This window comes from Ilumatobacter sp., assembly GCF_046290335.1.
Lineage (GTDB): Bacteria > Actinomycetota > Acidimicrobiia > Acidimicrobiales > Ilumatobacteraceae > Ilumatobacter_A.
The window spans coordinates 326,115-348,954 of the sequence record NZ_JBKAGH010000002.1 but is presented as its reverse complement, the minus strand read 5'-3'; the positions used below and the strand labels follow the sequence as shown (position 1 = coordinate 348,954).

The 22,840-nt window shown below is 68.2% G+C and carries 22 protein-coding genes; 17 read left to right on the top strand and 5 right to left on the bottom strand.

Going from position 1 to position 22,840, the window contains the following annotated elements; genetic code table 11:
• Nucleotides 1–13 precede the first annotated feature (13 nt).
• The 11 genes from ACE37B_RS10135 to ACE37B_RS10085 all read left to right on the top strand — a co-directional run bounded on the left by ACE37B_RS10135 (nt 14) and on the right by ACE37B_RS10085 (nt 11,232).
• Nucleotides 14–256, top strand: coding sequence for a MoaD/ThiS family protein (locus ACE37B_RS10135; RefSeq protein ID WP_409923207.1), 243 nt, complete (start codon nt 14–16; stop codon nt 254–256).
• The gene (locus ACE37B_RS10130) at nt 253–756 is read left to right on the top strand and encodes a hypothetical protein (protein ID WP_409923206.1); all 504 of its coding nucleotides are present in this window, start codon (nt 253–255) and stop codon (nt 754–756) included. Before ACE37B_RS10135 ends, ACE37B_RS10130 begins: the two co-directional genes overlap by 4 nt.
• A 22-nt stretch (nt 757–778) precedes the next feature.
• Nucleotides 779–2,038, top strand: a complete 1,260-nt coding sequence (locus ACE37B_RS10125) for a glycosyltransferase (RefSeq protein ID WP_409923205.1) — start codon at nt 779–781, stop codon at nt 2,036–2,038.
• Between the two features lie 115 nt (nt 2,039–2,153).
• Nucleotides 2,154–2,615: a YbjN domain-containing protein gene (locus ACE37B_RS10120; protein WP_409923204.1), complete on the top strand. Its 462-nt coding sequence runs from the start codon at nt 2,154–2,156 to the stop codon at nt 2,613–2,615.
• A 165-nt stretch (nt 2,616–2,780) separates the two neighbouring features.
• Nucleotides 2,781–3,611: a pyrroline-5-carboxylate reductase gene (proC, locus tag ACE37B_RS10115; protein ID WP_409923203.1), complete on the top strand. Its 831-nt coding sequence runs from the start codon at nt 2,781–2,783 to the stop codon at nt 3,609–3,611.
• A 282-nt stretch (nt 3,612–3,893) separates the two neighbouring features.
• Nucleotides 3,894–4,790, top strand: coding sequence for an S-adenosyl-l-methionine hydroxide adenosyltransferase family protein (locus ACE37B_RS10110; protein ID WP_409923202.1), 897 nt, complete (start codon nt 3,894–3,896; stop codon nt 4,788–4,790).
• A gap of 234 nt (nt 4,791–5,024) precedes the next feature.
• On the top strand, nt 5,025–5,729 hold the full coding sequence (locus ACE37B_RS10105) for a redox-sensing transcriptional repressor Rex (protein WP_409923201.1): 705 nt from the start codon (nt 5,025–5,027) through the stop codon (nt 5,727–5,729).
• 12 nt (nt 5,730–5,741) lie between these two features.
• The gene (locus ACE37B_RS10100; protein WP_409923200.1) at nt 5,742–7,001 is read left to right on the top strand and encodes a glutamyl-tRNA reductase; all 1,260 of its coding nucleotides are present in this window, start codon (nt 5,742–5,744) and stop codon (nt 6,999–7,001) included.
• On the top strand, nt 6,955–7,935 hold the full coding sequence (gene hemC / locus ACE37B_RS10095; RefSeq protein WP_409923199.1) for a hydroxymethylbilane synthase: 981 nt from the start codon (nt 6,955–6,957) through the stop codon (nt 7,933–7,935). Before ACE37B_RS10100 ends, hemC begins: the two co-directional genes overlap by 47 nt.
• A complete protein-coding gene (locus tag ACE37B_RS10090; RefSeq protein ID WP_409923198.1) occupies nt 7,922–8,692 on the top strand; it encodes a uroporphyrinogen-III synthase in 771 nt (256 codons plus the stop codon). The genes hemC and ACE37B_RS10090 overlap by 14 nt, the downstream gene beginning before the upstream one ends.
• Nucleotides 8,693–8,742: 50 nt before the next feature.
• Entirely contained in the window at nt 8,743–11,232 is a 2,490-nt protein-coding gene (locus ACE37B_RS10085; protein WP_409923197.1) for a choice-of-anchor D domain-containing protein, read from the top strand.
• 60 nt (nt 11,233–11,292) lie between these two features.
• On the opposite strand, the gene ACE37B_RS10080 is transcribed toward ACE37B_RS10085, so the two are convergent.
• A complete protein-coding gene (locus tag ACE37B_RS10080) occupies nt 11,293–12,525 on the bottom strand; it encodes a hypothetical protein (RefSeq protein ID WP_409923196.1) in 1,233 nt (410 codons plus the stop codon).
• A 54-nt stretch (nt 12,526–12,579) separates the two neighbouring features.
• Here ACE37B_RS10080 and hemB point away from each other — a divergent pair, with 54 nt between their 5' ends.
• Genes hemB through ACE37B_RS10065 form a run of 3 tightly spaced genes read left to right on the top strand, consistent with a single transcriptional unit; the run spans nt 12,580 to nt 15,625 of the window.
• On the top strand, nt 12,580–13,599 hold the full coding sequence (gene hemB, locus ACE37B_RS10075) for a porphobilinogen synthase (RefSeq protein WP_409923195.1): 1,020 nt from the start codon (nt 12,580–12,582) through the stop codon (nt 13,597–13,599).
• Nucleotides 13,600–13,645: 46 nt separating this feature from the next.
• Nucleotides 13,646–15,004: a glutamate-1-semialdehyde 2,1-aminomutase gene (locus ACE37B_RS10070; protein WP_409923194.1), complete on the top strand. Its 1,359-nt coding sequence runs from the start codon at nt 13,646–13,648 to the stop codon at nt 15,002–15,004.
• A gap of 9 nt (nt 15,005–15,013) precedes the next feature.
• Entirely contained in the window at nt 15,014–15,625 is a 612-nt protein-coding gene (locus ACE37B_RS10065; protein WP_409923193.1) for a hypothetical protein, read from the top strand.
• A 396-nt stretch (nt 15,626–16,021) separates the two neighbouring features.
• On the opposite strand, the gene ACE37B_RS10060 is transcribed toward ACE37B_RS10065, so the two are convergent.
• Genes ACE37B_RS10060 through ACE37B_RS10045 form a run of 4 tightly spaced genes read right to left on the bottom strand, consistent with a single transcriptional unit; the run spans nt 16,022 to nt 19,753 of the window.
• Nucleotides 16,022–17,047 carry an NAD(P)/FAD-dependent oxidoreductase gene (locus ACE37B_RS10060; RefSeq protein WP_409923192.1) on the bottom strand — a complete coding sequence of 342 codons (1,026 nt, stop codon included), beginning with the start codon at nt 17,045–17,047 and terminating at the stop codon, nt 16,022–16,024.
• 14 nt (nt 17,048–17,061) lie between these two features.
• Nucleotides 17,062–17,919, bottom strand: coding sequence for an alpha/beta fold hydrolase (locus ACE37B_RS10055; RefSeq protein WP_409923191.1), 858 nt, complete (start codon nt 17,917–17,919; stop codon nt 17,062–17,064).
• Nucleotides 17,919–18,785, bottom strand: a complete 867-nt coding sequence (locus tag ACE37B_RS10050) for a hypothetical protein (RefSeq protein ID WP_409923190.1) — start codon at nt 18,783–18,785, stop codon at nt 17,919–17,921. The genes ACE37B_RS10055 and ACE37B_RS10050 overlap by 1 nt, the downstream gene beginning before the upstream one ends.
• On the bottom strand, nt 18,782–19,753 hold the full coding sequence (locus ACE37B_RS10045; RefSeq protein ID WP_409923189.1) for an NAD-dependent epimerase/dehydratase family protein: 972 nt from the start codon (nt 19,751–19,753) through the stop codon (nt 18,782–18,784). The genes ACE37B_RS10050 and ACE37B_RS10045 overlap by 4 nt, the downstream gene beginning before the upstream one ends.
• A 52-nt stretch (nt 19,754–19,805) precedes the next feature.
• On the opposite strand from ACE37B_RS10045, the gene ACE37B_RS10040 reads away from it, so the two are divergent.
• From ACE37B_RS10040 to ACE37B_RS10030, 3 genes are all read left to right on the top strand, one after another.
• The gene (locus ACE37B_RS10040) at nt 19,806–20,513 is read left to right on the top strand and encodes a M23 family metallopeptidase (protein ID WP_409923188.1); all 708 of its coding nucleotides are present in this window, start codon (nt 19,806–19,808) and stop codon (nt 20,511–20,513) included.
• 71 nt (nt 20,514–20,584) lie between these two features.
• Entirely contained in the window at nt 20,585–21,709 is a 1,125-nt protein-coding gene (locus ACE37B_RS10035; protein WP_409923187.1) for an ABC transporter permease, read from the top strand.
• On the top strand, nt 21,706–22,809 hold the full coding sequence (locus ACE37B_RS10030) for an ABC transporter permease (RefSeq protein WP_409923186.1): 1,104 nt from the start codon (nt 21,706–21,708) through the stop codon (nt 22,807–22,809). The genes ACE37B_RS10035 and ACE37B_RS10030 overlap by 4 nt, the downstream gene beginning before the upstream one ends.
• Nucleotides 22,810–22,840 lie beyond the last annotated feature (31 nt).

The window sequence follows — 22,840 nt, the reverse complement described above, 5'->3', positions numbered from 1 at the left end:
GTACATTGGCGGGGTGGCCAAGGTTCGACTCTTCGCGTCAGCCCGAGAGGCGGCCGGCACGGGTTCGGACGTGATCGACGGCGCAACGGTCGATGACGTGCTCCGCAACGCTGTCGAGCGTTACGGTGAGCACTTCAGCAGCGTGCTGACCACGTGCCGGATCTGGGTCAACGGGAACGATGCCGACCCCGATGCGACGATCGGACCGAACGACGAGCTGGCGGTTCTGCCGCCGGTCTCGGGAGGAGCAACATGAGTGACGACAACACCGGCGCCGACGCTGGTACCGCCGACCCCACCACGCTGAGTCTCGACGAGTTGCGGGCGTTGCGCTCCGATCTCCAACAACAAGACGACGTGGTGTCGTACGCGCGACGTGTCGCGCAAGCCCGGCTCGACCTGGTGAAATCGGAGATCGAGCGACGTGACAGCGGCGCCGAGGTGAGTGACGTCACCGCCGTGCTGTCGCGCCAGCTCACCGGCGGCCCGCCGCGGCCACCGCGTCCCGCCGAGGATCTGAGCGACAACCGCCTGTCGGCCGAACTCGACCAGATCTGTTCGACACTGGGATTCGGGCGCCTCGACGAACTCGGCGACGACGATCTCACTGCGCTGAGCGAAGCGATCGGTGAGTTCGAGCGTCGCGTGTCGGCCGATCGCAAGGCCCGTTTCGACGAACTCGACGCGCTGTCGGCCGAGTTGGTGCGCCGTTATCGCGACGGCGAGGCGAGTGTCGACTCGCTGCTCGGCGACTGACGATCACGTCACATCACCTCGCGTGTCGTCCGGATCCCCCCGTCACCTCGCCGATCCCGTTCGGCGCGTCGCCATCATCTCGTTGCACACCTCGCCGCTGCTGCAGCCGGGATCGGGTGACAGCGGTGGCATGAACGTGTACGTGCGCGAACTCGTCTCGTCGCTGTCGCAGAGCGGTATCGAGTGCGTCACGTTCACCCGGGCCGACCGCGAGGGGCTCGCGCCCGAAGTGCTCGTCGAACCGAACCATCGCGTCGTGCACATCGAAGCCGGCCCCCATCATCTTCCCAAAGAAGCGTTGCCGGAGGTCTCCGATCAGTTCTGCCACGGGGTGATGGAATGGTTCGACGTCAACGGACCGCCCGACGTCATCCACGGCAACTACTGGCTCAGCGGTGTGGTCGGGCACCACCTCAAGCACGCGCTCGACGTGCCGTTCGTGTCGACGTTCCACACGCTCGCCCGTGTCAAGGCCGAAGGTGGGGACCCCGAGCCGGAATGGCGTGACCGGGCCGAAGCGGAGATCATCCACTGCGCGGACGCCGTGTGCGTGAGCTGCGTCGAGGAAGAAGAGCAGTTCCGACGTCTCTACGGCGATCCGCGGGGACGCATCGAGATCGTCGCGCCCGGTGTGGAGCAGGCCTTCTTCGCCCCTGGTGCTCGCCACGGTGCTCGACACGCGCTCGGTCTCGACCCCGATGCACCGATGGTGCTGTTCGTCGGACGAATCCAGCCGCTGAAGGGACCTGACGTCGCGATCCGGGCGCTGGCACTTCTGGCCGATCACAGCATCGACGACGCGTCGTTGCTCATCGTCGGTGGCGCGAGTGGACACGAGGGCGACACCGAGACCGAGCGGGCCCATGCGCTCGTCGACGAACTCGGGCTGCACGACCGCGTCGCGTTCGTCGCGCCGCAACCGCACCACATCCTGTCGACGTACTACCGGGCTGCCGATGCGGTCATCGTGCCCAGCCGGAGCGAGAGTTTCGGATTGGTCGCACTGGAGGCCGCAGCCTGCGGCATTCCGGTCGTTGCATCTGCGGTCGGTGGGCTGCTGAGCCTCGTCGACGACGGCGTCACGGGGCGGTTGATCCAGGGGCGCAATCCCGCCGACTACGCGGCGGCCCTTGCGAGCATCCTCGGCGACGACGCGCTGCAAGCGGCCATGGGCGCCGCCGCCGTCGACAACGCACGGCGCTACACGTGGCGGGCTGCCGCGCAGCGTTTGCGCGAGCTCTACATCGACCTCGCGCATCGGCCGTTGGTCGAATGCCGTTGAGCGACCTCGTGTTCGCATCCCGGTGCGAACCCTGGTTCGCATCCCGGTGGGGGTCACGGTGGGAGTTGTGTCTCGATCCGGCGTGGGCCGGCGGTCGCCGGGTATACCTGTTCGCATGACGAAGGCACACGACGCCGGAGAACTCGCGGTGCTGGAGCGCCAGATCGACGAATGGCTCGCCGAACTCGCACGCGACGAGACCCACATCGTGGCCATCGACCGCAGCGACGACGGCACGATCCGCTGGTACGTCCGCATGCGAGGCGAGGAAAAGGACTACACGACGGTGTGGCTCACGCTCGGTCAGCGCACCGTGCGCTATGAGGCCTACGTACTCCCCGCTCCGGAGGAGAATGCGGAGGCCCTCTACGAGAACCTGCTGCGTCGCAACGATCGCCTCGTCGGCGCACACTTCTCGATCGGCGACGAGGACGCGGTCTACTTGCGCGGCGACGTCCTGACCTCGACGGTCGACAAGGATCAGATCGATCGCATCCTCGGCACGACCTACGCGACGGTCGAGCAGTGTTTCCGCGGGCTGCTGAAGATCGGGTTCGCCTCGCGCTTCGCGGACTGAGCCATCTCGACGCACCACGGCCGGGTTCTGTCGGGAACCTGACGTTCCGTTCCTCCTGCGCGGCCACCCACGGACACGTCGTCCGGGCGGGCGCCTTCGGGGGAGTCGGGTACCCCGGCGGCTGCCCGGACGCTGGAGCGCGAATGGGGGAGTAACTTCGCCGTCGTGACTGACGACGCAGTGGAGATGCACGCCGAAACCGAGCACGCGGAGCCGCCGTTCGAGATCGTGATGGTCGGCGGCGGCAACATGGGTGCCGCGCTGGCCAGCGGCATGATCGACGCCGGCGTCGCCGTGGCCGGTCTCGCCGTCGTCGAGGTGGTCGACGCCCGCCGAGACGAACTGGCTCACCTGTTGCCCGGGGTGCGGGTCGTCGCGGAGGTACCGCCGTGTCGAGCGGCGGTGATCGCGGTCAAGCCGGCCAGCGTCGCTGCTGCGATCGAGCACGCCGTCGCAGGTGGTGCTCGCCGAATCCTGTCGATCGCAGCAGGGGTCACGCTCGAGTCGCTCGAGCGGGCGGCTGGCGCTGACGTCGCGGTGGTGCGATGCATGCCGAACACGCCAGCGCTCGTCGGCGAGGGGGCCTCGGCGATCGTCGGCGGGTCGACGGCGACCGACGACGACCTCGACTGGGCTGAGTCGATCCTCGCGTCGGTGGGCATCGTCGAGCGGTTGCCCGAGCCGCTGCTCGACGTCTTCACCGGTGTCGCCGGTTCGGGCCCTGCCTACGTGTTCCTCGTCGCGGAAGCGTTGACCGATGCGGCCGTGGTCGAAGGGCTGCCTCGGGCGACGGCCGAGCGCGTGGTCACCCAGTTGTTGCTCGGATCATCGACGCTGCTCGCGCGCGACGGCAACGCGGCACAGTTGCGCGCCAACGTCACCTCACCGGGCGGCACCACCGCTGCCGGGCTCGCTCGCCTCGAGCGTCATGCTGTTCGAGCAGCGTTCGGCGACGCCGTCACGGCCGCGACGGCCCGCAGCCGCGAGCTCGGCTGAGTCTCGGTACTGGCATCACGAATCGGCGCGTCGTCACCGGCAACGGCGCTGAGAACGCCAATTTTCAGCGTGCCCCTTGTCACATCGCGAACTGGCGTCTACATTGTGGGGCGTGGAGACGCATTCGCCGGAGACGGCGAAGAGCGCCGACAGGGGCTGGTGCCATCGGGGGGTTGGCACCGGCCCTTGTCGCGTCCGGGCCTGGATCGAACTCGGAGTTCGTCTCGCACGCAGACTTCGGTCGGGCACGTCGATCGGGCAGGTCGATAACGTCACCCGTGCATGGGCCGCCGCTACGACACCATTTCGTTCCTGTCGGACTACGGCACCGATGACGAACTGGTCGGCGTCGTCAAATCGGTGATCCGCGAACTCGCTCCGCACGCTCACATCATCGATCTCACACACGGCGTGCCTCCCTTCGACGTCCGTGCCGGCTCGCTCGCATTGGCACGGTCGATCAGCTACGTCGCATCGGGCATCGTGATCGCGGCGGTCGATCCGACGGTGGGCACCGCTCGACGTGCGGTCGCGATCGAAGTCGCGGACGGCGAAGGTGTGCTCATCGGGCCGGACAACGGGCTGCTCGCCCCGGCGGTCGCGATGACCGGTGGCGCCGGTCGGACGGTGTCGCTGACCAACTCGGAGTATCAACTCGCGTCGCCCGGCTTGACATCGATCGGCCGCGACGTGTTCGCCCCGGCGGCCGCGCATCTGTGCAACGGCGTCGATCTCGCCGAACTCGGCGACGAGATCGACGCCGATCTGTTGATGCCTGGCGTCGTACCGCTCCCGCAGGCCGACGCCGAGCGCGTGATCGCCCAGGTCCTGTGGGTCGACCGCTTCGGCAACGCGCAGTTGAACGTCGGCGTCGACGATCTCGCCGACACGTTCGGTGAACGATTGACCGTGCGCTTCAGCGCGCCCACCGACCCCAGTGGTGGCACGACGCGCAGCGTGGTACGAGTCGACGCGTTCGCCGAGGTCGGCGCAGGCGCGATCGGCATGCTCGTCGACGGCAGCGGCATGCTCGCGGTCGTGATGAACGAACGCTCGGTCGCCGAGGAGTTGGGCCTCGACGTGGGCGACCAGGTGACCTTGTCGCCCGCTGATGACGATGGTGTCTCGTCGGCTGGTTCTCCGCAGCCCGTGACGATCGCTCCGGGTCCGCGGCGATAACGTCGTCGTCGTGCGCCCGGCAACGACTCTGACACTTGGCCTGCTGCTGGCGGTGATCCTCATCGCTGGGATCATCTCGCTGCTGCGGCTGTGACACGATCCGTTGCACGGCCGGAAACGGTGGCGCACCGGGCTGCCCCGGGCTCAACGGAGCTGAACGGTGTCGAAAACCACACCGAAACCGACCGGCTGGCTTTGTGAAAACGTGCACATGCGTTCTAGCGTGATCAGACCATGGCTGGGCAACGCACACGTCGGAGGATCCCCGAAGCGACCGTCTCACGGCTGCCGGTGTACTTACAACTGCTGAGTGATCAGTTCGACCTCGGCGTGACCAACATCTCCTCCGAGGAGCTGGCCGAGCTGGCGGGCGTCAACGCCGCCAAAGTCCGCAAAGATCTCTCGTACCTCGGGTCCTACGGCACCCGCGGGGTCGGCTACGAGGTCGAGTTCCTCGTCTACCAGATCAAGCGAGAGCTCGGGCTCACCCACGAGTGGGATGTCGTCATCGTCGGCGCCGGCAACCTCGGCCAGGCACTGGCCGGCCACGGCGGTTTCACCGAGCGCGGCTTCCCCGTCGGCGGCATCGTCGACATCGACGATCGCAAGGTCGGCACGCTGATCGGTGGAGTGCGAGTGCGCCATGTCGGCGAACTCGCGCAGGTCGTGCAAGCTCGGAACATCTCGATCGGTGTGATCACCACCCCTGGCTCAGCAGCTCAGGATGCCGCCGACGCGCTCGTGGCAGCCGGTGTGACGAGCATCTTGAACTTCGCACCGAGTGTGATCACCGCACCGCACGGGGTCAGCGTGCGCAAGGTCGACCTGGCGGTCGAGTTGCAGATCCTCAGCTATCACGAGCAGCGTCGCGCCAATGCCCGACAGGCGACCAGCCTCCAATCGGTGCCCGGCACGGGTCGCCGCGGGGCATCGGCCTAGGCTGGCGTCGTCATGTCCATTCTCGTCGTCGGCGTCAATCATCGCAGTGGGCCACTGCCGCTGCTGGAGCGGTTGGCGATCACCCCCGACGAACTCGGCAAGGCCGTCGCCGGCCTGTCCAAGCGTGACAACATCCGTGAAGCGGTGATCCTCTCGACGTGCAATCGCACCGAGGTCTACGTGGTCGCCGAGCGCTTCCACGGCGCCTACGGCGACGTACGCGACTTCCTGTGCAGCATCGGCGACATCGACGTCGACGAACTGTCGCCTCACGTGTTCAGCGAGCACGACGAGGGCGCAGTGACGCACTTGTTCGAGGTGGCCTCGGGGCTCGATTCTGCCGTGCTCGGCGAATCGGAGATCCTCGGCCAGGTGCGAGTGGCGTGGGACGTTGCTCAAGCCGAATCCGCTGCGCGGACCAGCCTCGGACTGCTGTTCCGGTCGGCGATCGCGGCCGGCAAGCGCGCTCGCAGCGAGACGGCGATCGGTCGCGGCACCGCATCGATCAGTCACGCTGCGGTCGAGATGCTCGATGACGTGCTCGACGATCTGGCTGGCAAGCGAGTGATCGTCGTCGGTGCCGGAGCGATGGGTGAAGGCGTCGCCATCGCCTTGCGCAAGGCGGGTGGTGCTCACATCACCGTGGTCAACCGCACACCCGAGCGCGGGGCGGCACTCGCCGAACGGGTCGAAGGCAAAGCGGTCGGTTTCGATGCGTTGGCGTCGTCGCTCGCGGAGGCCGACGTGGTGATCGCCGGCACGGGATCGGGGCAACCGGTCATCACGCAAGAGCTCGTCCGAACAGCGCGGGCGTCGTCGTCGACGCCGCTGCTGGTGTTCGACATCGGCTTGCCGCGCGACGTGGAGCCCAGCGTTGCCGAACTCCCCGAAGTGACCGCGTTCGACCTCGACGATCTACGCGACTGGGCCGATCGAGGCCGCGCCCATCGCGAGCTCGAAGCCGAGCGAGTGCGCGCCATCGTTCGCGAAGAGGTCGAGAACTTCGCTGTCGAATCCACGGCCCGCCAGGCGGCGCCGCTCGTGGCCTCGATGCACGCTGCTGTCGAAGCGGTTCGCCTCGCCGAACTCGAGCGTTTCGCTTCGCGCTTGTCCGGGCTCGACGACGCACAACGCCGGTCGGTCGAGGCGCTCACGAAGGCGATCGTCGCCAAACTGCTGCACGAACCGTCGGTTCGACTCAAGACGCAGGCCGGCACGCCGCAAGGTGACCGCAACGCAGCAGCCGTGCGCGACCTGTTCGATCTCGGTTGAGCGAGCTCAGGTGAGTGTCCAGCCGCTGCGTATCGCGACGCGAGGCTCCCGACAGGCGATGACGCAGTCGACCGCCATCGCCTCAGCGATTGAGCGAGTGACGAATCGGCCGGTCGAGTTGATCGTGATCGACACGATCGGGGATCGAACCCAGGCCGACGGTGTCCCGCTGCATTCGATCGGCGGGCAGGGCGTGTTCGTGAAAGAGGTGCAGCGAGCGGTCCTCGACGGCACCGCGGACATCGCCGTGCACTCGGCCAAGGACCTCCCGTCCGAGGTCGCCGCCGGGTTGCAGCTCGCTGCGTTCACCGAGCGCCGTGACCCGCGTGACGTGCTCGTCGGCCGCGCCCTCGACGACCTCGACCCCGGTGCCACCGTGGCGACCGGATCGGTTCGTCGGCGGGCGCAGCTCGCAGCCCAGCGCCCCGATCTTCGTTTCGACGAGTTGCGCGGCAACATCGAGACGCGGCTCTCGAAGGTGCCCGAGCGCGGCTCGATCGTGATGGCGATCGCGGCGCTGCAGATCCTCGAGCTCACCGACCACGTTGCCGAGGTGTTGTCGATCGACCAGTTCGTTCCGGCCGTCGGGCAGGGCTGCGTCGCCGTCGAATGCCGCGCCGACGACGAACCGACCGCCGAGGTGTTGCGCCGCATCGACCACCCAGCGACCCGTCGCGCCGTCGAGATCGAGCGTGCGTACCTGGCCGAGTTGGGCAGCGGTTGTTCGCTGCCCGTAGCCGGGCACGTCGACGGGGCCACACTGCGAGTGTTCCTCGCTGACCCTGACCGCGGCGTATCGGTCTCGGAGCGCGTGGAGCTGTCCTCGTCGATCGATGCGACCGACGCCTGGGGACCTGACCTCGAACTCGCGCAGCGTCTGGCGGCGAGCGTCACCGACCGGCTCGCAGCGATCGGATCGGATGATGTCCGTTGAGCGGGCGCTCGAAGGCTGCCGGGTCGTCGTCACGCGCGACCACCCGGGGGAACTCGGTCGGCTGCTCGACGAGCGCGGTGCCGTCGTCCTCCACGTTCCGCTGATCGAGATCACCGGTCCGCCCGACGGCGGTGTGGCGTTGCGCTCGGCACTCGACGAACTCGCCCGTTTCGACTGGCTGATCGTGACCTCGGTCGCTGGGGCCGAGGCGGTCGGCCAGGCGGCGAACGCTCATCGAGAGTTGCGTTTGGGGGCAGTCGGCACAGCGACCGCTCGTCGGCTCGCCGACCTCGCCGGACGGGAGGTCGACCTCGTCCCCAGCCGTCAACTCGGAGCGTCGCTCGCAGCGAAGTTCGTCGACGCCCATCGCAGTGAGCCGCGGCAACGGGTGCTGCTCGCACTCGGTGACCGCGCCGCCTCCACCCTGCACGACGAACTGGGGAGGGCCGGGCACCTGGTTACCACGGCGACGGCCTACCGAACCGAGTTGCGGGCGCTTTTCGACGATGACCGGACAGTGATCGCAGACGCCGACGCCGTGCTCTTCGCCAGCGGTTCGGCGGCCCAGAGTTGGGCGGAGGCACTCGGTTCCGATGCGGATCGACTGCTTCCCGCTCATGTCATCGCGATCGGTCCGTCGACCGCTGCTGTCGCGCGCCAGAACGGGCTCAAGCTGACCGGTGTTGCTGCCGATCATTCTCTCGCAGGTCTGGTGAACGAGTTGAACATCTCATGGCGCTCGGGCGTCAAGGGGTGACGGCGTTCGCTCGATCTGGCAGACTTTGCGCCGATCGAAGAAGGAGAGACGTGGGCGAAGCAGGCAGGAGCAAGCGCTGGCTTGCGGCATCGAGTGCCGCGCTCGCAGCGAGCATGCTGCTCGGAACAGGAGCGGCCGATGTCGGCGCGCGTCCTGACGTCCACCTGCTGCAAGCCGATGACGCCCCCGTGCGCGACGACGTCGAACTCGCATCGGGACAGTTCGCCGTCGGCGACGTCGTCGGGGCGCATCCCTCGGTCTCCGGTGACGGCCGTTTCGTGGTCTTCCACGGCGCACCTCGATCTGAGGTCGAGGGTGAGGCCTCCGACTCTCGTGCGTCGACGGTGTATCTCACCGATCGGAGCACTGACGAGACCACCGATCTGATCTCGGTGCCCGACGGGCTGCGCGCTGGCGACACGATGTTTCCCGTCATCTCGGGCGACGGCTGCACGGTTGCCGCCGTCACCGAACTGGCGCTCGACGTGTTCCGCGACGACGACACGGCTGGCCGCTGGGACGTGTATCGCAAGACCTTGCCGCACTGCGGCGGGATCGACGGTGACTGGGAACTCGTGTCGACGCGTAACGGCAGCGGCGGGCTTGCTCGTGACGATGTCGCCATCGCTGCGCCCACGCTCAACCGGTCCGGCACGCTCATCGCCTACACCCATCCGGCCGATCACCTCTTCGAAGCCGACGGAGTGACGACGGTGTCGCTGGTCGACTTGGCCGTGCCGGTCAGCGATGCGGGCCGCTCGCGTCTCGTCGCCGGCATGCCCGGCGACACGCCGAACACGGTGTACACGCACGCGGGCATCGACCAGCCGGTCCTGTCCGACGATGGTTCTCATCTCGCCTACCGCTCCGACGCGTTGTCGGACGAGGCGGTGCCGGTCTGGGGAGTCGGCCCGGTCGAAGGCGGCCCGGCGACGAGGCAGGTGTACGTCTGGAACCTCCCCGAACCCGATCCGTTCCTCGCCGTGGTGCTGATCTCGAAGACGTCCGATGGCGTCGCGTCAGCGGTCGGCGCATCCGAGCCCGACATCTCCCGCGACGGCACGGTGGTCACGTTCACGTCGTCCGACACGTCCTTCGTCGACGCGGTGTACCCGCCGTGCGCTGCGGAGTGCCCGAGCCAGGTCTTCCTCGTCGATCGCGATCTCGACGACGACGGCGATGTCGGCGAGACCGAGACACCCGTGGCGCGTCTGGTCAGCGCCATCGTCGACGCCGAGCCAGGCGATGGAGCGCTCCCCGTGGCGGGCATCGCCCCGTCGTCGCAGTCGTCGATCTCCGCCGACGGACAACTCGTCGCCTTCGTGTCCAAGGCTCCCAATCTGCAACTCATCCAGGCACCGGCGATCGGCAGTGGCGACGACGGCGAGATCTTGCTGGCCGAACTCCATCGCAGTGCACTCGTGCGGGTGACCACCGAGATCGACGGCATCGTGCCGACGCCCGGGGTCCACGCACATCCCGACCTCAGCGATACCGGCCGAACGACCGTCTACGACACCTCGGCGGCGAGTGAACTCGTCGTCGACGGAGCGGTCGGGGGTCGCCAGGTCGTCGCCCGATCGACGAAGCCGTCGTTGGCGATGGCTGATGCCGACCTCGGGACCACGCTCATCGGCCTCGAGAGCGACGAGTGGTACGTCGCCGTCATCAACGACGGGCCGGCCACGTTCCAGCCTGCGGAGGTCACCATCGATAACCCGCAATTCGTCATCAACACCGAACGCGGGAGCACCTGCCTCCTCGGTGCCGCGGTTCCGGCTGGCGGAAGTTGCACCGTGGCGCTGTCGTACGTCCCCGCAGTGGGCGGTGCGGCGAGCTCGACGCTCACAGTGTCGGAGGCCGGATTCGACGCGGTCAGCGTGTCGGCGACGATTTCGGGATCGGGCGGCGAGCCAGCGCTGCGCATCCGTCAGGCCGGTCTCGACTTCCCGGTCGTCACCGTCGGGGAGTCCAGCGTCGAGTTGCAACTCGACGTCGAGAACATCGGGATCCCGTCGACCTCGCTCGGCTCCTTCGAGATCACCGGGGCGCACGCGTCCGACTTCGAGTTCACCAGCAACAATTGCGCCTTCCGACCACTCAACGCTCGCGCAGCGTGCAGCGTCGGCATCACCTTCACGCCCGCCGATGCCGGTCGCCGTACGGCGCTGCTCGAGCTGGGCACCGTGTCGGGCCAGTACACCACCGCGATCATCGCGGGGGATGGCAAGTACGCCCCGCTCGTCGAGCTCGACACCGCCGAGGTCGAAGCAGGCCGGGAGTTCCTCGCCACCGGATCGCAGTACCCGGCAAACACCGAGGTGACGGTCGTGTTCGGCGATGGTCCCAACTCGTCCGTGACTGCGGTCACCGACGACGAGGGCAACTTCGCCGTCAACGTGCCCGTCTCGTCGACCGAGCGTGGCGGGAATCGACGCATCGTCGTCCAGACGGCCTCAGGCGCCGCCGCCAGTACCCCGGTGAAGGTGATCGAGTCCGATCAGTCCTTCGTCGGCCTCCCCGGCTTCGGCCTCGGCTGAGCACACACTCGATGCGGTGCCGCTCGGGTGGCCGAGGGCGCCATCGGATCGGTGACGAGATCAGAGTTCGTCGACGTCGATGACGCGGCCGCCGACGTTGATCGCGTTGACGCAGGAGCCGGCTGCTGGGTCGCCGACCGTGTCGCAGCGGACGCTGAAGGTCACGTTGTCGTTCGGGTTCAATCGCTTCGGGGTGATGCCAGGTTCGAACAGCGAGCCCCGGATGTTCTCGAGACGCCAGCGGTACGCGTCGTCGCCGTTGAGTGACAAGATGGCGACGCCGCTGTCGTTGTTGGCGTTCTCGATGCGCAGGTCGGTGAGATCGAAGAGCTGCCCGGCCGGCACGGTGAACGACTCGCTCGAGGTCTCGGTGAGCGCGGCAGCGGTTTCGAGCCGGAAGAACGTCGGCTCGCCGTCGTCGGGGGCGATCGTGTTCGTGGGTACAGACGTCGACGGCAACGCCACTTCGGTACTCCCCGCTTCCTGCGCTTCGGCGACGAGGGTCTCGAACTGCGAGAGCCGTTCGTCGACGCGATCGTCGGCGGCGTCGCGGATCTCGGGGCGCACGACGCCGAACCATGCCGCCGCGACCGCAGCGAGCACGACGACGACCGCGGCGATACGGCCGATCGCTGCACCGGGAATGGTGGGCGGCTGGACCAGCGACAGGTCGGCCGCCGCCGGCGGATGGCCCGGCTGTTCGGCCTCGACTTCGAACTCGAGCGTGCGCGTGGAACGACGCAGGAAGCTGCGCGCCGCCCTGGACTTGAGGCGAACCAAGCTGGCGCCGCCGGGGGCGACGCCGACCGCTGGGGGATCGAACGTACCGTCGACGCGATTGGTCGGATCGATCAGGCGAAGTCGGCAGCTGGCCAGCCCGTTGCCGTGGTTTTCGACCATGAACTCGTAGTTGGCGCGGCGGCGGGCTCGCAGCACGGGTTGGAGCGCGACGATCCGACGGTCGTCGAACGGCTGCACGTCGAGCGTCGTCTCGGCGACGATCGTGTCGTCGGGCTCGTCGTTGGGGATGATGCGGACGCCGACGACGGTCGGACCAGCGGTCGTCGTCGGCAGCATCGGCGGGTCGACTTCGACGTCGACCACGTCTTGTGATCCGGCGAAGAGCGTGATGTTGCCGCGGCTCACGGTGATCCAGTTGGCGGTGAGGCCGCTCGGCACGATGGTGTAGCTCTCGGTGGATTCGCCCAGGTTGTGGACGGACAGCTTGAGCGTGACCTTCGACCCCGGATCGATTTCGACCTCGTCGCTGGAGAACCACGCTTGTACCGACACGCCAGCGACGATAACGGCCAGTGGTGAGACACGAGCGGCAATAGGCTCGATGACGTGACGGGAACGAACGGACGATCCATCGAACCACCGATCTCGCGCCCTCGACGCCTCCGCCGATCCGCAGCGATGCGTTCGCTGGTCTCCGAGGTCCACGTGCGCGTCGACGACCTCGTCGCTCCGCTCTTCGTGCGCGAAGGGATCGACGAACCCCAACCCATCAGTTCGCTGCCTGGCGTCGTCCAGCACACGCGCACGTCACTGCGCGCCGAGGTCTCGCACCTGGTCGAGCTCGGCGTGAAGGCGGTCATGCTGTTCGGCGTGCCGATGACGAAGGACGCGGTCGGCAGCGGTGCCTATGATCCGAACGGCATCGTGCAACTGGCGCTCGGCGATCTCGTGGCCGACCACGGCAACGACATCGTGTTGATGGCCGACCTCTGCGTTGACGAATACACCGATCATGGCCATTGCGGCATCGTCGGACCCGAGGGTGACGTCGACAACGACGCCACGTTGGAGATCTACGCCAAGGCGGCGGTTGCCCAGGCTCGCGCCGGTGCGCACGTGGTCGCGCCGAGCGGGATGATGGACGGCCAGGTCGGCGTGATCCGCGACGCGCTCGACGCCGCCGGATTCCTCGACGTGGCGATCCTGGCGTACTCGGCGAAGTACGCCAGTGCGCTCTACGGGCCGTTTCGTGACGCCGTCGACGTGTCGATCGCCGACGGCGGTGACCGCAAGGGCTACCAGCAAGACCACCGCAACGTCCGCGAGGCGCTGCGCGAGGTCGACCTCGACCTCGACGAGGGCGCCGACATGGTGATGGTCAAGCCGGCGCTCGCCTACCTCGACGTGATCGCGGATGTGGCCGCTCACGTCGACGTGCCGGTCGCGGCGTACCACGTGAGCGGCGAGTACGCGATGATCCACGCGGCGGGCGAGCGTGGATGGATCGACCCCGACGCCGTCGCGCTCGAACATCTCACCGCGATCAAACGCGCCGGCGCCGACATCATCCTCACCTACTTCACGCGCTGGTATGCCGAGCAAGCCGCCACCGGCGCGATCGACTGAGCGGCCGCTCGTCGACGATCCCGATGCCAGCCCCGAACGGAGCACGATGACCGACCAGATGATCCCGTACTGCGACCCCGTCGCGTGTCCGAACGCGGGGTGCAGCCCCACGACGTGCACCGGAGCCGGTGTGCCCTCGAACTCGACGCTGTTCACCCGATCGAAAGCAGCGATCCCCGGTGGCGTCAACTCCTCGATCCGCGCGTTCAAGGCGGTCGGCGGCGAGCCCTACGTCGTCGCTCGTGCGAGCGGCGCGACGATCACCGACGTCGAGGGAACCACATACTTCGATCTGGTCCAGAGCTACGGGGCGGTCATCCTCGGCCATGCGCATCCGGCGATCACCGCCGCGCTCACCGCGGTAGCGGGTGACGGCACGTCGTACGGCGCGCCGACGCCGCGCGAGATGAAGCTCGCCGAGGCGATCTCCGAGCGCGTGCCGAGTTGCGAGCGCGTGCGGCTGATGAACTCCGGCACCGAGGCGACGAGCACCGCCATCCGTCTCGCCCGCGGGGTGACGGGCCGCGATCGGATCGTCACCTTCGCCGGCAACTTCCACGGCGCGACCGATGCGCTGCTCGTCGCGGGCGGCAGCGGCGTCGCGACGCTCGGCCTGCCGGGGACGGCCGGCGTCCCCAACGCTTCGGTCGCCGAGACGATGGTCGTGCCCTACAACGTCGTTCCGCAACTGGACGACCAGGTGGCCGCCGTGATCGTCGAGCCGGTTGCCGCGAACATGGGCGTGGTCGCGCCGGTCGATGGGTTCCTGGCCGGGCTGCGCGCCGAGTGCGACCGCGTCGGCGCGCTGTTGATCTTCGACGAGGTGATCACCGGCTTTCGGCTCGGCACCGGCGGGGCACAGGCGAAGTTCGACGTGCGTCCCGACATCACCTGCTTCGGCAAGGTGATCGGCGGTGGTCTCCCGATCGGTGGCGTCGGCGGACGACGCGACATCATGGAGCACCTGTCGCCGCTCGGCCCGGTGTTCCACGCCGGCACCTTGTCGGGCAATCCCTTGGCCACGGCTGCCGGGCTGGCCGCCCTCGACAATCTGACGCCCGACGTCTACATCGAGTTGATGGCCAGGGCCCGTCGGATGGCGTCGCTACTGCGCGACGCGTGCGCGTCGGCGGGCTTCGCTGCGAGCTTCCCGGTGGTCGGCACGCTGTTCGGCATGGTGTGTGGCGACGCCGCCGGCGACCCGGTGCGTGACTTCGACGACGCCAAGCGCACCGACGAAGCGATGTACGCAGCGTTCTTCCAGGCGATGCTCGCCGAGGGCGTCGCCATGGCTCCCGGCGCGTACGAGGCGATCTTCGTCGGCGTCGCCCACGACGACGCGGTGATCGACCGCATCGCGGAGGCGGCCCATCGTGCCGCCATCTCGGCCGTCGCACAGGGTTAGCGTGGAGCCGTGCGGCAACTCTTGAGCGTCCGACTCGTCGCGGCACTCGTCGCGTTGGGCCTCCTGGCGCTCGGCGTGAACGCCGTGTTCGCCGACGACGAGGAACTGGTCGAAGTCGTCGCCGAGGAACTGGCGCCGACCGAGCGGCGTGTCGACCTGATCGAACTCGTGCAGTCGTTCGAGCGCTCACCCGACTTCGAGATCGGCGTCGACGGTCGCAGCACCGGGTTCATGGACGTCGTGCTCGGCCCGGAGCGAATCCTGCGCGTCGCGCCCGGCACTCCGGGTGAGATCACCTGCACGAACCTGCGCAACGAGAATCGCTGTGTCGTCTTCGCGGATCTCCTGGGCGAGGCGGTGCTGTGGTTCGCGGTGTTGCCCCGCGGCCCACGCGACACGGTCGTGCTGCCGCCGATCGTCGACCTCGTCGACGGGTACGCCCTGTTCACCAACGGGTGGCTGATCCCGTACCCGCCGGTGATCACTCGTCAGTGCCCGGAGTCGGCCGACGTGACGAGCTTCAGTGACTTCCTCCGCCGCTTCGGTCCCAACAGCACCTCGATCGTCGACCTGGAGACCCGCCAGGTCACCGACGTCGTCTGCGGCGACGAAGTCACCTAGACCGGACCGCCTCGTCGGCCCAGCCGCCTGCGACGGTTCGGTGGATCGAGTCGTGACCGGCCTCGAATGTCGGGCCGTGGAGAAAGATCGAACAGTGAGCGCTCGGGCGAACAAGAGCATGATGTGCCCCTGAACACCGAGGACGAGTTGCACCGTCCGAACGATCGTCGACGCTCGAACGACGCGGCCACGACCGAGCGTGCTGTTCGAACGATGTTCCTCGACGACGCGCGCTCCAGTCGTACGACTCGTTCGATCCCGAACGCGGGCCGGCGCGCCACTGGTGGTTCGGTATCGCCACCAACGTGCGGACCGAGCGCGGTGGTATAACGAACTGATCGTCCAAGTGCTCAGCGACTGACATCACGTCTCGGCGGCGGGGCGCCGACCGGTGGATCAGGCGAGAAGGGAGTGAGCGGCGGCGAGGCCGGAGTTGTGAGCGCCTTCGACCTTCGGGCCGGCGAACGCGTCGCCGGCGACGACGATCGTGCCGTCGGCGGTCGACCAGCACGGGTCGGGCCAGATCGTGCGCGGGGTGGCGAAGCGCCACGTCTTGAGTTGCCGCTCGACGATCGCCGCGCTGCCGAGCCACGGCTGAGCTGCGGCTTCGAGGGCGGCGAGCGTGTCGGCGGAATCGTCGTCCCAGTGTGCTTCGCTCCACTCGGCGTTGGCGTGGAACGTGATCGCCGGTGCCTCGCTGATCCCCTTGGCCTGGTTGTCGCCGATGAAGCTGAACACGTCGTCGCCGTGCTGGACGCCGCCCGCTGCTCCGATCGCCGTCGGGCCGTCGACGGTCGCCAGCAGCGCGATCGTGCGGTCGTACTGCGTGCGGAACAGTTGCTGATCGAGATGGATGCCGTGGCGTTCGACAATCGCATCGTGCGCTGCATCGGTCGCCTCGTCGCCGCTCTTCCAGACGCCGATGTCGGCGAGGAGCGCGAACGTCTGCACGAGCGGGCAGGTGAAGATCACGGCATCGGCCGGACGGGTGGTCCCGTCGTCGATCACGACCTCCCAGCGATGCGGAGCGTCGACTCCCTCCATCGGTCGCACCCCGAACGCCAGCGTCGAGGTCTCGACATCGAGTCCGACCGCCAGATCCTTGGCGATCGAGTTCATCCCGGTCGCGCCGACGTAGCGCGGGTGGCCGTCATCGTCGTCGAAGCCGTGATTCCAGACGGCGACGATGCCGCGTTCGAGCCAATCGTCGACACGTCGTCGGAACGCAGGCGTGCGCACGGTGAAGAACTGGGCGCCGTGATCGAGTCGAGCGTCGCCGATCCGGCGCGTGGCGAGACGGCCGCCCACCGAGCGTCCCTTGTCGAGGACGCAGACGTCGAGGCCGGCATCGAGGAGTTCGCGACCGGCGACGAGGCCGGAGAGTCCGGCGCCGACGATGACGACCTTGCGTGGGTTCGGCATCCGGGCAGTCTCACTCAGCCGGCATCGGCAAGCGAACCCGTGCGAGCCGATTCCCGTTCGACCCAGGCGCGTTCCGCCCGCCCGAGGAAGTCGAACAGCACCCGATTGAACGTCGACGCGTGTTCGAACATGAACCCGTGCGCTGCGCCGCTGATCACCGCGAGTTCTGCGGTGTCGATCCGGTCGACCAGCTCCTCGCTGTCACCGCGTGGCGTCAGGATGTCCTGATTGCCGGCGAGCACGAGGACCGGTACCTGAATCTCGTCGAGCCGATCGCTGAGCGACGCGTCGACGTTGAGGATCGCATCGACCTGCGCAGCGAACGCATGCGCAGGACGGCCGAGTGCGAGCGGGCCGAGCCAGCCCATCGCAGGGAGAAAGCGCCGAAACGATCGGGGTCCGATGACGAAGCGGGCTGCTTCGCGGCTCATGGCACCGATCCCGTGCTCGAGTGCGTTGTCACGCCACTCGACGAGCATCTCTTCGCGCCAGGGATGATTCATCCCGGCCGTGCAGGCGAGCGTGAGCGACCGGGTGCGCTCGGGGTACTTGACCCCGAGGATCGCCGTGATGGCGCCGCCCATCGACGCGCCGACGACGTGCGCGGTCTCGATGCCGGCATGGTCGAGTACGGCGACGGCGTCGTCGGCCATCTGTTCGAGTGAGTACGCACCGTGTGGCTTGTCGCTGCGACCGGCCCCCCGGTTGTCGAGGGCGATCGCCTGATACCAGGGCGCGGAAGCGATCCGTTGCAGGATCCACCCGTTCTTCGAGGCGCCGAGACCCTGGATGAACAGCACGGGCGGTGCACCCGGTCGACCGGTCACCTGGTAGTGGATTCGGGTGCCGTCGCTGCTGCGGACGTAGGTCATCAGCGCGCTCCGATCTGGCTCAACGGCAACCAGTCGAGCGGGGTGCCGGTGCTGATGTCGCCCATGCTCGACAGCAGGCTGGTGATGTCGACGCGCAGGCGATCGGCGAGTTCGAGTTCGGCGAGCGGACCGCGGCGGCTGGCCGGCGGCCGAGTCGGGTTGCCGATCTCGACCCGAGCGCCTCGGGCGAACGGATTCGACGTCGTGGCAGCCGGAAAGACCTTGACGCCCGCGAGGATCGCCGAGCCGACGATGGTGTGGTCGATGGGTCCGACGGTACGCGGGTTGCGCGTCGGCCGAGCCGCGAGCACGACGAGTTCGGATGCCCGCAACGCTCCGGCCACCTCGTCGGGGTGATGCAGCAAGCCGCCGAGTCGCTTCGCCATCGCTCCGAACAGGTCGTCGTCGGGGCGTCCGACGAAGCGGACCGGCCGGTCGACGGCCTCGCTCACGGCGAAGGCGGCGAAGATCGAAGCGAGTGACCACCTCGGCGAGTTGACGACGATCAGCGCACCGTTGCGCTTCGGGAGACGCTGGTCGCCGCCGGTCGACACATCCCAGCGCAGGCGCGCGGCGATCAGCATGTTGCGCACGAGTACCGGGTCGCGGCCCCACTCGTCGGTGGCGTCGACCGGTTCGTCGGTGAGTCGCCGTGTCACCTCCCGAATGCTGGTCGCTGCGACGTCGGCGACCGAACCGATCGCGCCGCCGACCTGCTCGCTGACGGTCGACCCAGCGCGAGCCACGACGTCGGCCATCGTTCCGGCTGCGGTGCGGCTGACGGTGTTGCCGAGCGACTCGACCGTCGGCGCGACGCGACCGGCGAGTGGGATCACGTCGGCGAGGCGGTCGGCGGCGCTCATCATGCGATCTGCTTTCGTGCCGGACGGCGGACGATGCTCGGCCAGCCGTACAGGTCGTCGATCACGTCCGGCGTCGTCTGTTCGGGAACCAACCCGAGGAGCTCGAGCATTCGGCCGTTGTCGGCCAGATGGCCACGCCGGAAAGTCTCGACGACGTGATCGGGCATCGGTGCCCCGGTGAGATGGCTGAGTCGCCCGGCGACCGGCCATTGCGGACCCACGACCGGGATCGACAGTCGCCTCCCGCGTCGGGCGGCCTGGGTGGCCGTGATCGCCCCGTTGGCGACGACGTTGACGGGTTCGGCGAGATGTTCGCGTGCGGCGGCCACGATCGCCCGCGCCGCGTCGGTCTGGCGGATCACCGCGAAGGCCGGATTGGCGGGCGCAGCGAAGGGCACGGCCGGGAGTCGCAGGATCCGACCGAGCGGCGACGGCACGTGTGGTCCGATCACGGACGCGAGCCGTACCGCCCCCACGGTCACGCCGACGCGTCGACCGACGCTCGCCGCGGTTCGCTCGATGTCGGCGAGCGTGCGGCCGTACTCCGACGTCGGACGAATCGGGGCGAACTCGTCGGGACGCGTGAGCGCGCCGCGAGCGCGGCCGTAGATCTGGATGCCGCTGCGGACGATGACGCTCTCGAGCGCGGAACACTCGGCGGCGGCGCCGACGATCGAGGTGGCTGCCTGGTCGGTCAGGCTCGCGGCCGCCTGCGGTGCCGCGCGAGCGTCGGGCTCCCACACCCCGACGTGCACGAGCACGTGCGGGTTGAAGTCGATCACCGTGCTGACGATGCGGTCGTGCTCGTCGGGGTGAATCCGGTGATATGCCGTACGCTTGAGGCGTCGCCGGGGCGGATCCGCATCGGTTCCGGCGATCGCACCGACCCACGGCTCCTCCTCCAGCATGCTGGCGACCTGGATGCCGAGTTCACCGCCCACGCCGCTCACGAAGACACGTCGACCCGCCATGGATCCAAACGCTACTCGCAGCCGACGCCAATTCTTGGGCTCGCTGGCGGGCGTGACCGGCACTGCAGCGCTGGGGCTCGCGCTCGGGCGTGATGGAACCCTGCGTGCCGATTCGCTCCCCGGCGTCGCTGCTGCCGCCCGGGCGACGAGTCCGGCGGTTCGCATCCCGCCCGGAACCGGCACGCTGCCCATGCCGGTCGATCCGCTCGACGGTGGTCTGGTGTGTCTCAACAACTTCAACGGGTTCTCCAATGCCAACGGCCCGTGCGGACACCGTGGCGTCGACATCGGCGAACTCCTCGACAACACTCCGGGCCGACCGCTGGTGGCGTGCGTCGACGGGGTGATCGAGCGCGACGAGGTCGCAGGGCCTGGGGGCTTGATGCGCATCCTGCGCGGCGATGACGGTCGGTGGTACCGCTATCACCATCTCGACGCGTACAGCGACGACGTCGCGCCCGACGATCGAGTGACGGCGGGCCAGGTGATCGGATTCATGGGTCGCACCGGCAACACGAGTTGGACCCACCTGCACTTCGAAGTGTGGGCCGACAGCCTCATTCCGCGCGACGGCACGGCGCTCGACCCGTTCCCGCTCATCGCCTTTCCGCTCGGCGTGCAACTCGACGAGTCTCGAGCGTGTTCGAGCGCCACCACGACCACGACCACGACCACGACCACGACCACGGTGCCAGGTTCGGCGACCACCACGACCCCGAGCACCCCCACCACGATCAGCACCCCGGGCGGGAGCGACTGACGGGGATTGGCGACGCCGTGCCACTACGGTGACCGTCGAGGCGTACTGAGATGTTCCTGGCGTTCAAAGAGATGGCTCGTGCCAAGGTGCGGTTCCTGCTGCTCGTCGCCGCCATCGCCCTCCTCGTCTTCTTGATCCTGTTCCAACAGTCGCTCCAGAACGGGTTGATCAACGGCTTCATCGGTGCGATCCGCGAACAGAACGCGCCCGTGCTCGTGTACAGCGTCGACGGTCAACGTGTGCTCCAGGGCAGCGTCATCACTCCGCCGATGGAGGAGCAGATCCGCTCTGCCGACGGCGTCGGCGCCGTCGGTCGGATCGGTCAGGGCACCTTCACCGCCAGTCCGAGCGGCAACGACGACGGCGAGACCTTCGACACGACCTTGATCGGCTACGAACTCGGCGCTGACGGCGCAGGGATCGGCGCGCCGAGCACCGTCGTCGACGGTCGACTCCCGATCGCCGACGACGAAGCCGTCGTCAGCGACGCCGACGTCGGGCTCGGCTACGGCATCGGCGACATCGTCACCCTGCTGCCCGGCGGGATGGAGATCGAGATCGTCGGCATCGCGGAGAACGTCCAACTCAACGTCGCGCCGACGCTGTTCGCGTCCTACGACACCTACGTCAGCGCGGTGCGAAGCGTCAACCCCGACGCCGGCATCCCGCTGCCGAACGTGCTGGGCGTGGTGCCGGCCGACGGCGTGAGCCCGGAGGAGGTGGTGGCGTCGATCAATGCGGTGTCGCTCGACCTCGACGCGTTGACCCGTGCCGACGCCGCGGCCGAAACGCCCGGCGTCGCGCAGGTGCAGCAGTCGTTCAACATCATCTTCTTGCTCTACGGGCTCGTCGTCCCATGCGTGACCGGGTTGTTCTTCCTGATCGTCACGTTCCAGAAGGCCAATTCGCTGACGCTGTTGCGCGCCATCGGAGCGCCAGCCAGCCGGTTGGTCGCAGCGCTGCTGATCCAGGTCGTCGTGATCATCGGGGCCGGACTCGCGGTCGGCACCTTGCTCTACTACCCGCTCTCTCGGGGTGAGTTGGGTGGTCTCGCGCTCCGGTTCGAGACCGGCGCGGTGGTCTTCTGGTCGGTGCTCCTGCTCGTGCTCGGCGTCGCCAGTTCGCTGGTCGCCGCGCGACGCGTGCTCGCGATCGACCCGATCGAGGCCACCACCGGGCAGGGGGTCGGAGCATGAGGCTTGCGCTGACCGAGCTGCGACGTCGTCCTGGTCGATTCACCACGGCCACGGTCATCTTGACCCTGATCGCGATCCTGCTGATGTTCCTCGGCGGACTCCTCGACGGCTTGATCGCGTCATCGACCGGAGCGATCCGAGCCCAGCAGGCCGACGCCATCGTCTACTCCGATACCGCGCAGGCGTCGTTCGTGCGCAGCCGCATCGACGACGAGGTACGCGCCAAGGTCGAAGCCATCGAGGGCGTGACCGAGGTCGGTGGCATCGGCAACGTGCAACTGGGCGCACGGATTCCCGGCAACGGGCCCCGCGACCTCGCAGGGGTGGCGTTGTTCGGTTACGAACTCGCGCCCGACGGTGTGCCCGAGGTCCCGGGAGCCGGTCAGGCCTGGGCCGACGACACGCTGCAGGCCGACGGGGTCGAGATCGGCATGAGCATCGAACTGGGTCCAGCTCGCTCGCCCATCGAGATCGTCGGTTTCGTGACCGACACCAGCTTCAACGGGCAGGCCAGCTTGTGGGCCTCGCCCGACACGTGGCGCGCGGTGCTCAGCGAGAACCGGCCCGACGCGCAACTCGCACCAGGCGTCTACCAGGGGCTCATCGTGCGCGGTGCCGTCGACGATCTCCCGGCGGTGATCGACGCCGCCACCGACGGCGCGACCGAGTCGTTCACCGTCGACGATGCGATCAACGCGATCCCCGGCGTCAGCGAGCAGACCGGCACCTTCAACCAGATCATCGGTGTCACGGTCGCCATCGCGCTGGTGGTCATCGGCTTGTTCTTCGCGCTGCTCACGGTCGAACGTACGAGTCTCTACGGCGTGCTCAAGGCGCTCGGCGCGAAGTCCTCGACGATCTTCGCTGGGCTCGTCGCGCAGGCGGTCGTCGTGACGGCGATCGCAGCGTTCATCGCCGGTGCCCTGGTGGTCGGGCTCGATCTCTTGATTCCGCCCGGCTCGATTCCGCTGCTCATCACCCCCGGGCGAATCATCACCAGCACCGTGCTGTTGCTCGTCGCCGCGATCATCGGCTGTTCGTTCTCGTTGCGTCGAGTGTTGCGCGTCGACCCGGCCTCAGCGATCGGAACGACGTCGTGACCGCCGCTGGGCCATCCAGGCTCTCGCCCCT

Excerpts from the sequence above, each read along its gene's own strand:
- ACE37B_RS10130 (WP_409923206.1), top strand. The coding sequence starts at position 253 with ATGAGTGACGACAACACCGGCGCCGACGCTGGTACCGCCGACCCCACC.
- ACE37B_RS10120 (WP_409923204.1), top strand. The coding sequence starts at position 2,154 with ATGACGAAGGCACACGACGCCGGAGAACTCGCGGTGCTGGAGCGCCAG.
- ACE37B_RS10110 (WP_409923202.1), top strand. The coding sequence starts at position 3,894 with ATGGGCCGCCGCTACGACACCATTTCGTTCCTGTCGGACTACGGCACC.
- ACE37B_RS10105 (WP_409923201.1), top strand. The coding sequence starts at position 5,025 with ATGGCTGGGCAACGCACACGTCGGAGGATCCCCGAAGCGACCGTCTCA.
- ACE37B_RS10100 (WP_409923200.1), top strand. The coding sequence starts at position 5,742 with ATGTCCATTCTCGTCGTCGGCGTCAATCATCGCAGTGGGCCACTGCCG.
- ACE37B_RS10090 (WP_409923198.1), top strand. The coding sequence starts at position 7,922 with ATGATGTCCGTTGAGCGGGCGCTCGAAGGCTGCCGGGTCGTCGTCACG.
- ACE37B_RS10070 (WP_409923194.1), top strand. The coding sequence starts at position 13,646 with ATGACCGACCAGATGATCCCGTACTGCGACCCCGTCGCGTGTCCGAAC.
- ACE37B_RS10060 (WP_409923192.1), bottom strand. The coding sequence starts at position 17,047 with ATGCCGAACCCACGCAAGGTCGTCATCGTCGGCGCCGGACTCTCCGGC.
- ACE37B_RS10055 (WP_409923191.1), bottom strand. The coding sequence starts at position 17,919 with ATGACCTACGTCCGCAGCAGCGACGGCACCCGAATCCACTACCAGGTG.
- ACE37B_RS10050 (WP_409923190.1), bottom strand. The coding sequence starts at position 18,785 with ATGATGAGCGCCGCCGACCGCCTCGCCGACGTGATCCCACTCGCCGGT.
- ACE37B_RS10045 (WP_409923189.1), bottom strand. The coding sequence starts at position 19,753 with ATGGCGGGTCGACGTGTCTTCGTGAGCGGCGTGGGCGGTGAACTCGGC.
- ACE37B_RS10035 (WP_409923187.1), top strand. The coding sequence starts at position 20,585 with ATGGCTCGTGCCAAGGTGCGGTTCCTGCTGCTCGTCGCCGCCATCGCC.
- ACE37B_RS10030 (WP_409923186.1), top strand. The coding sequence starts at position 21,706 with ATGAGGCTTGCGCTGACCGAGCTGCGACGTCGTCCTGGTCGATTCACC.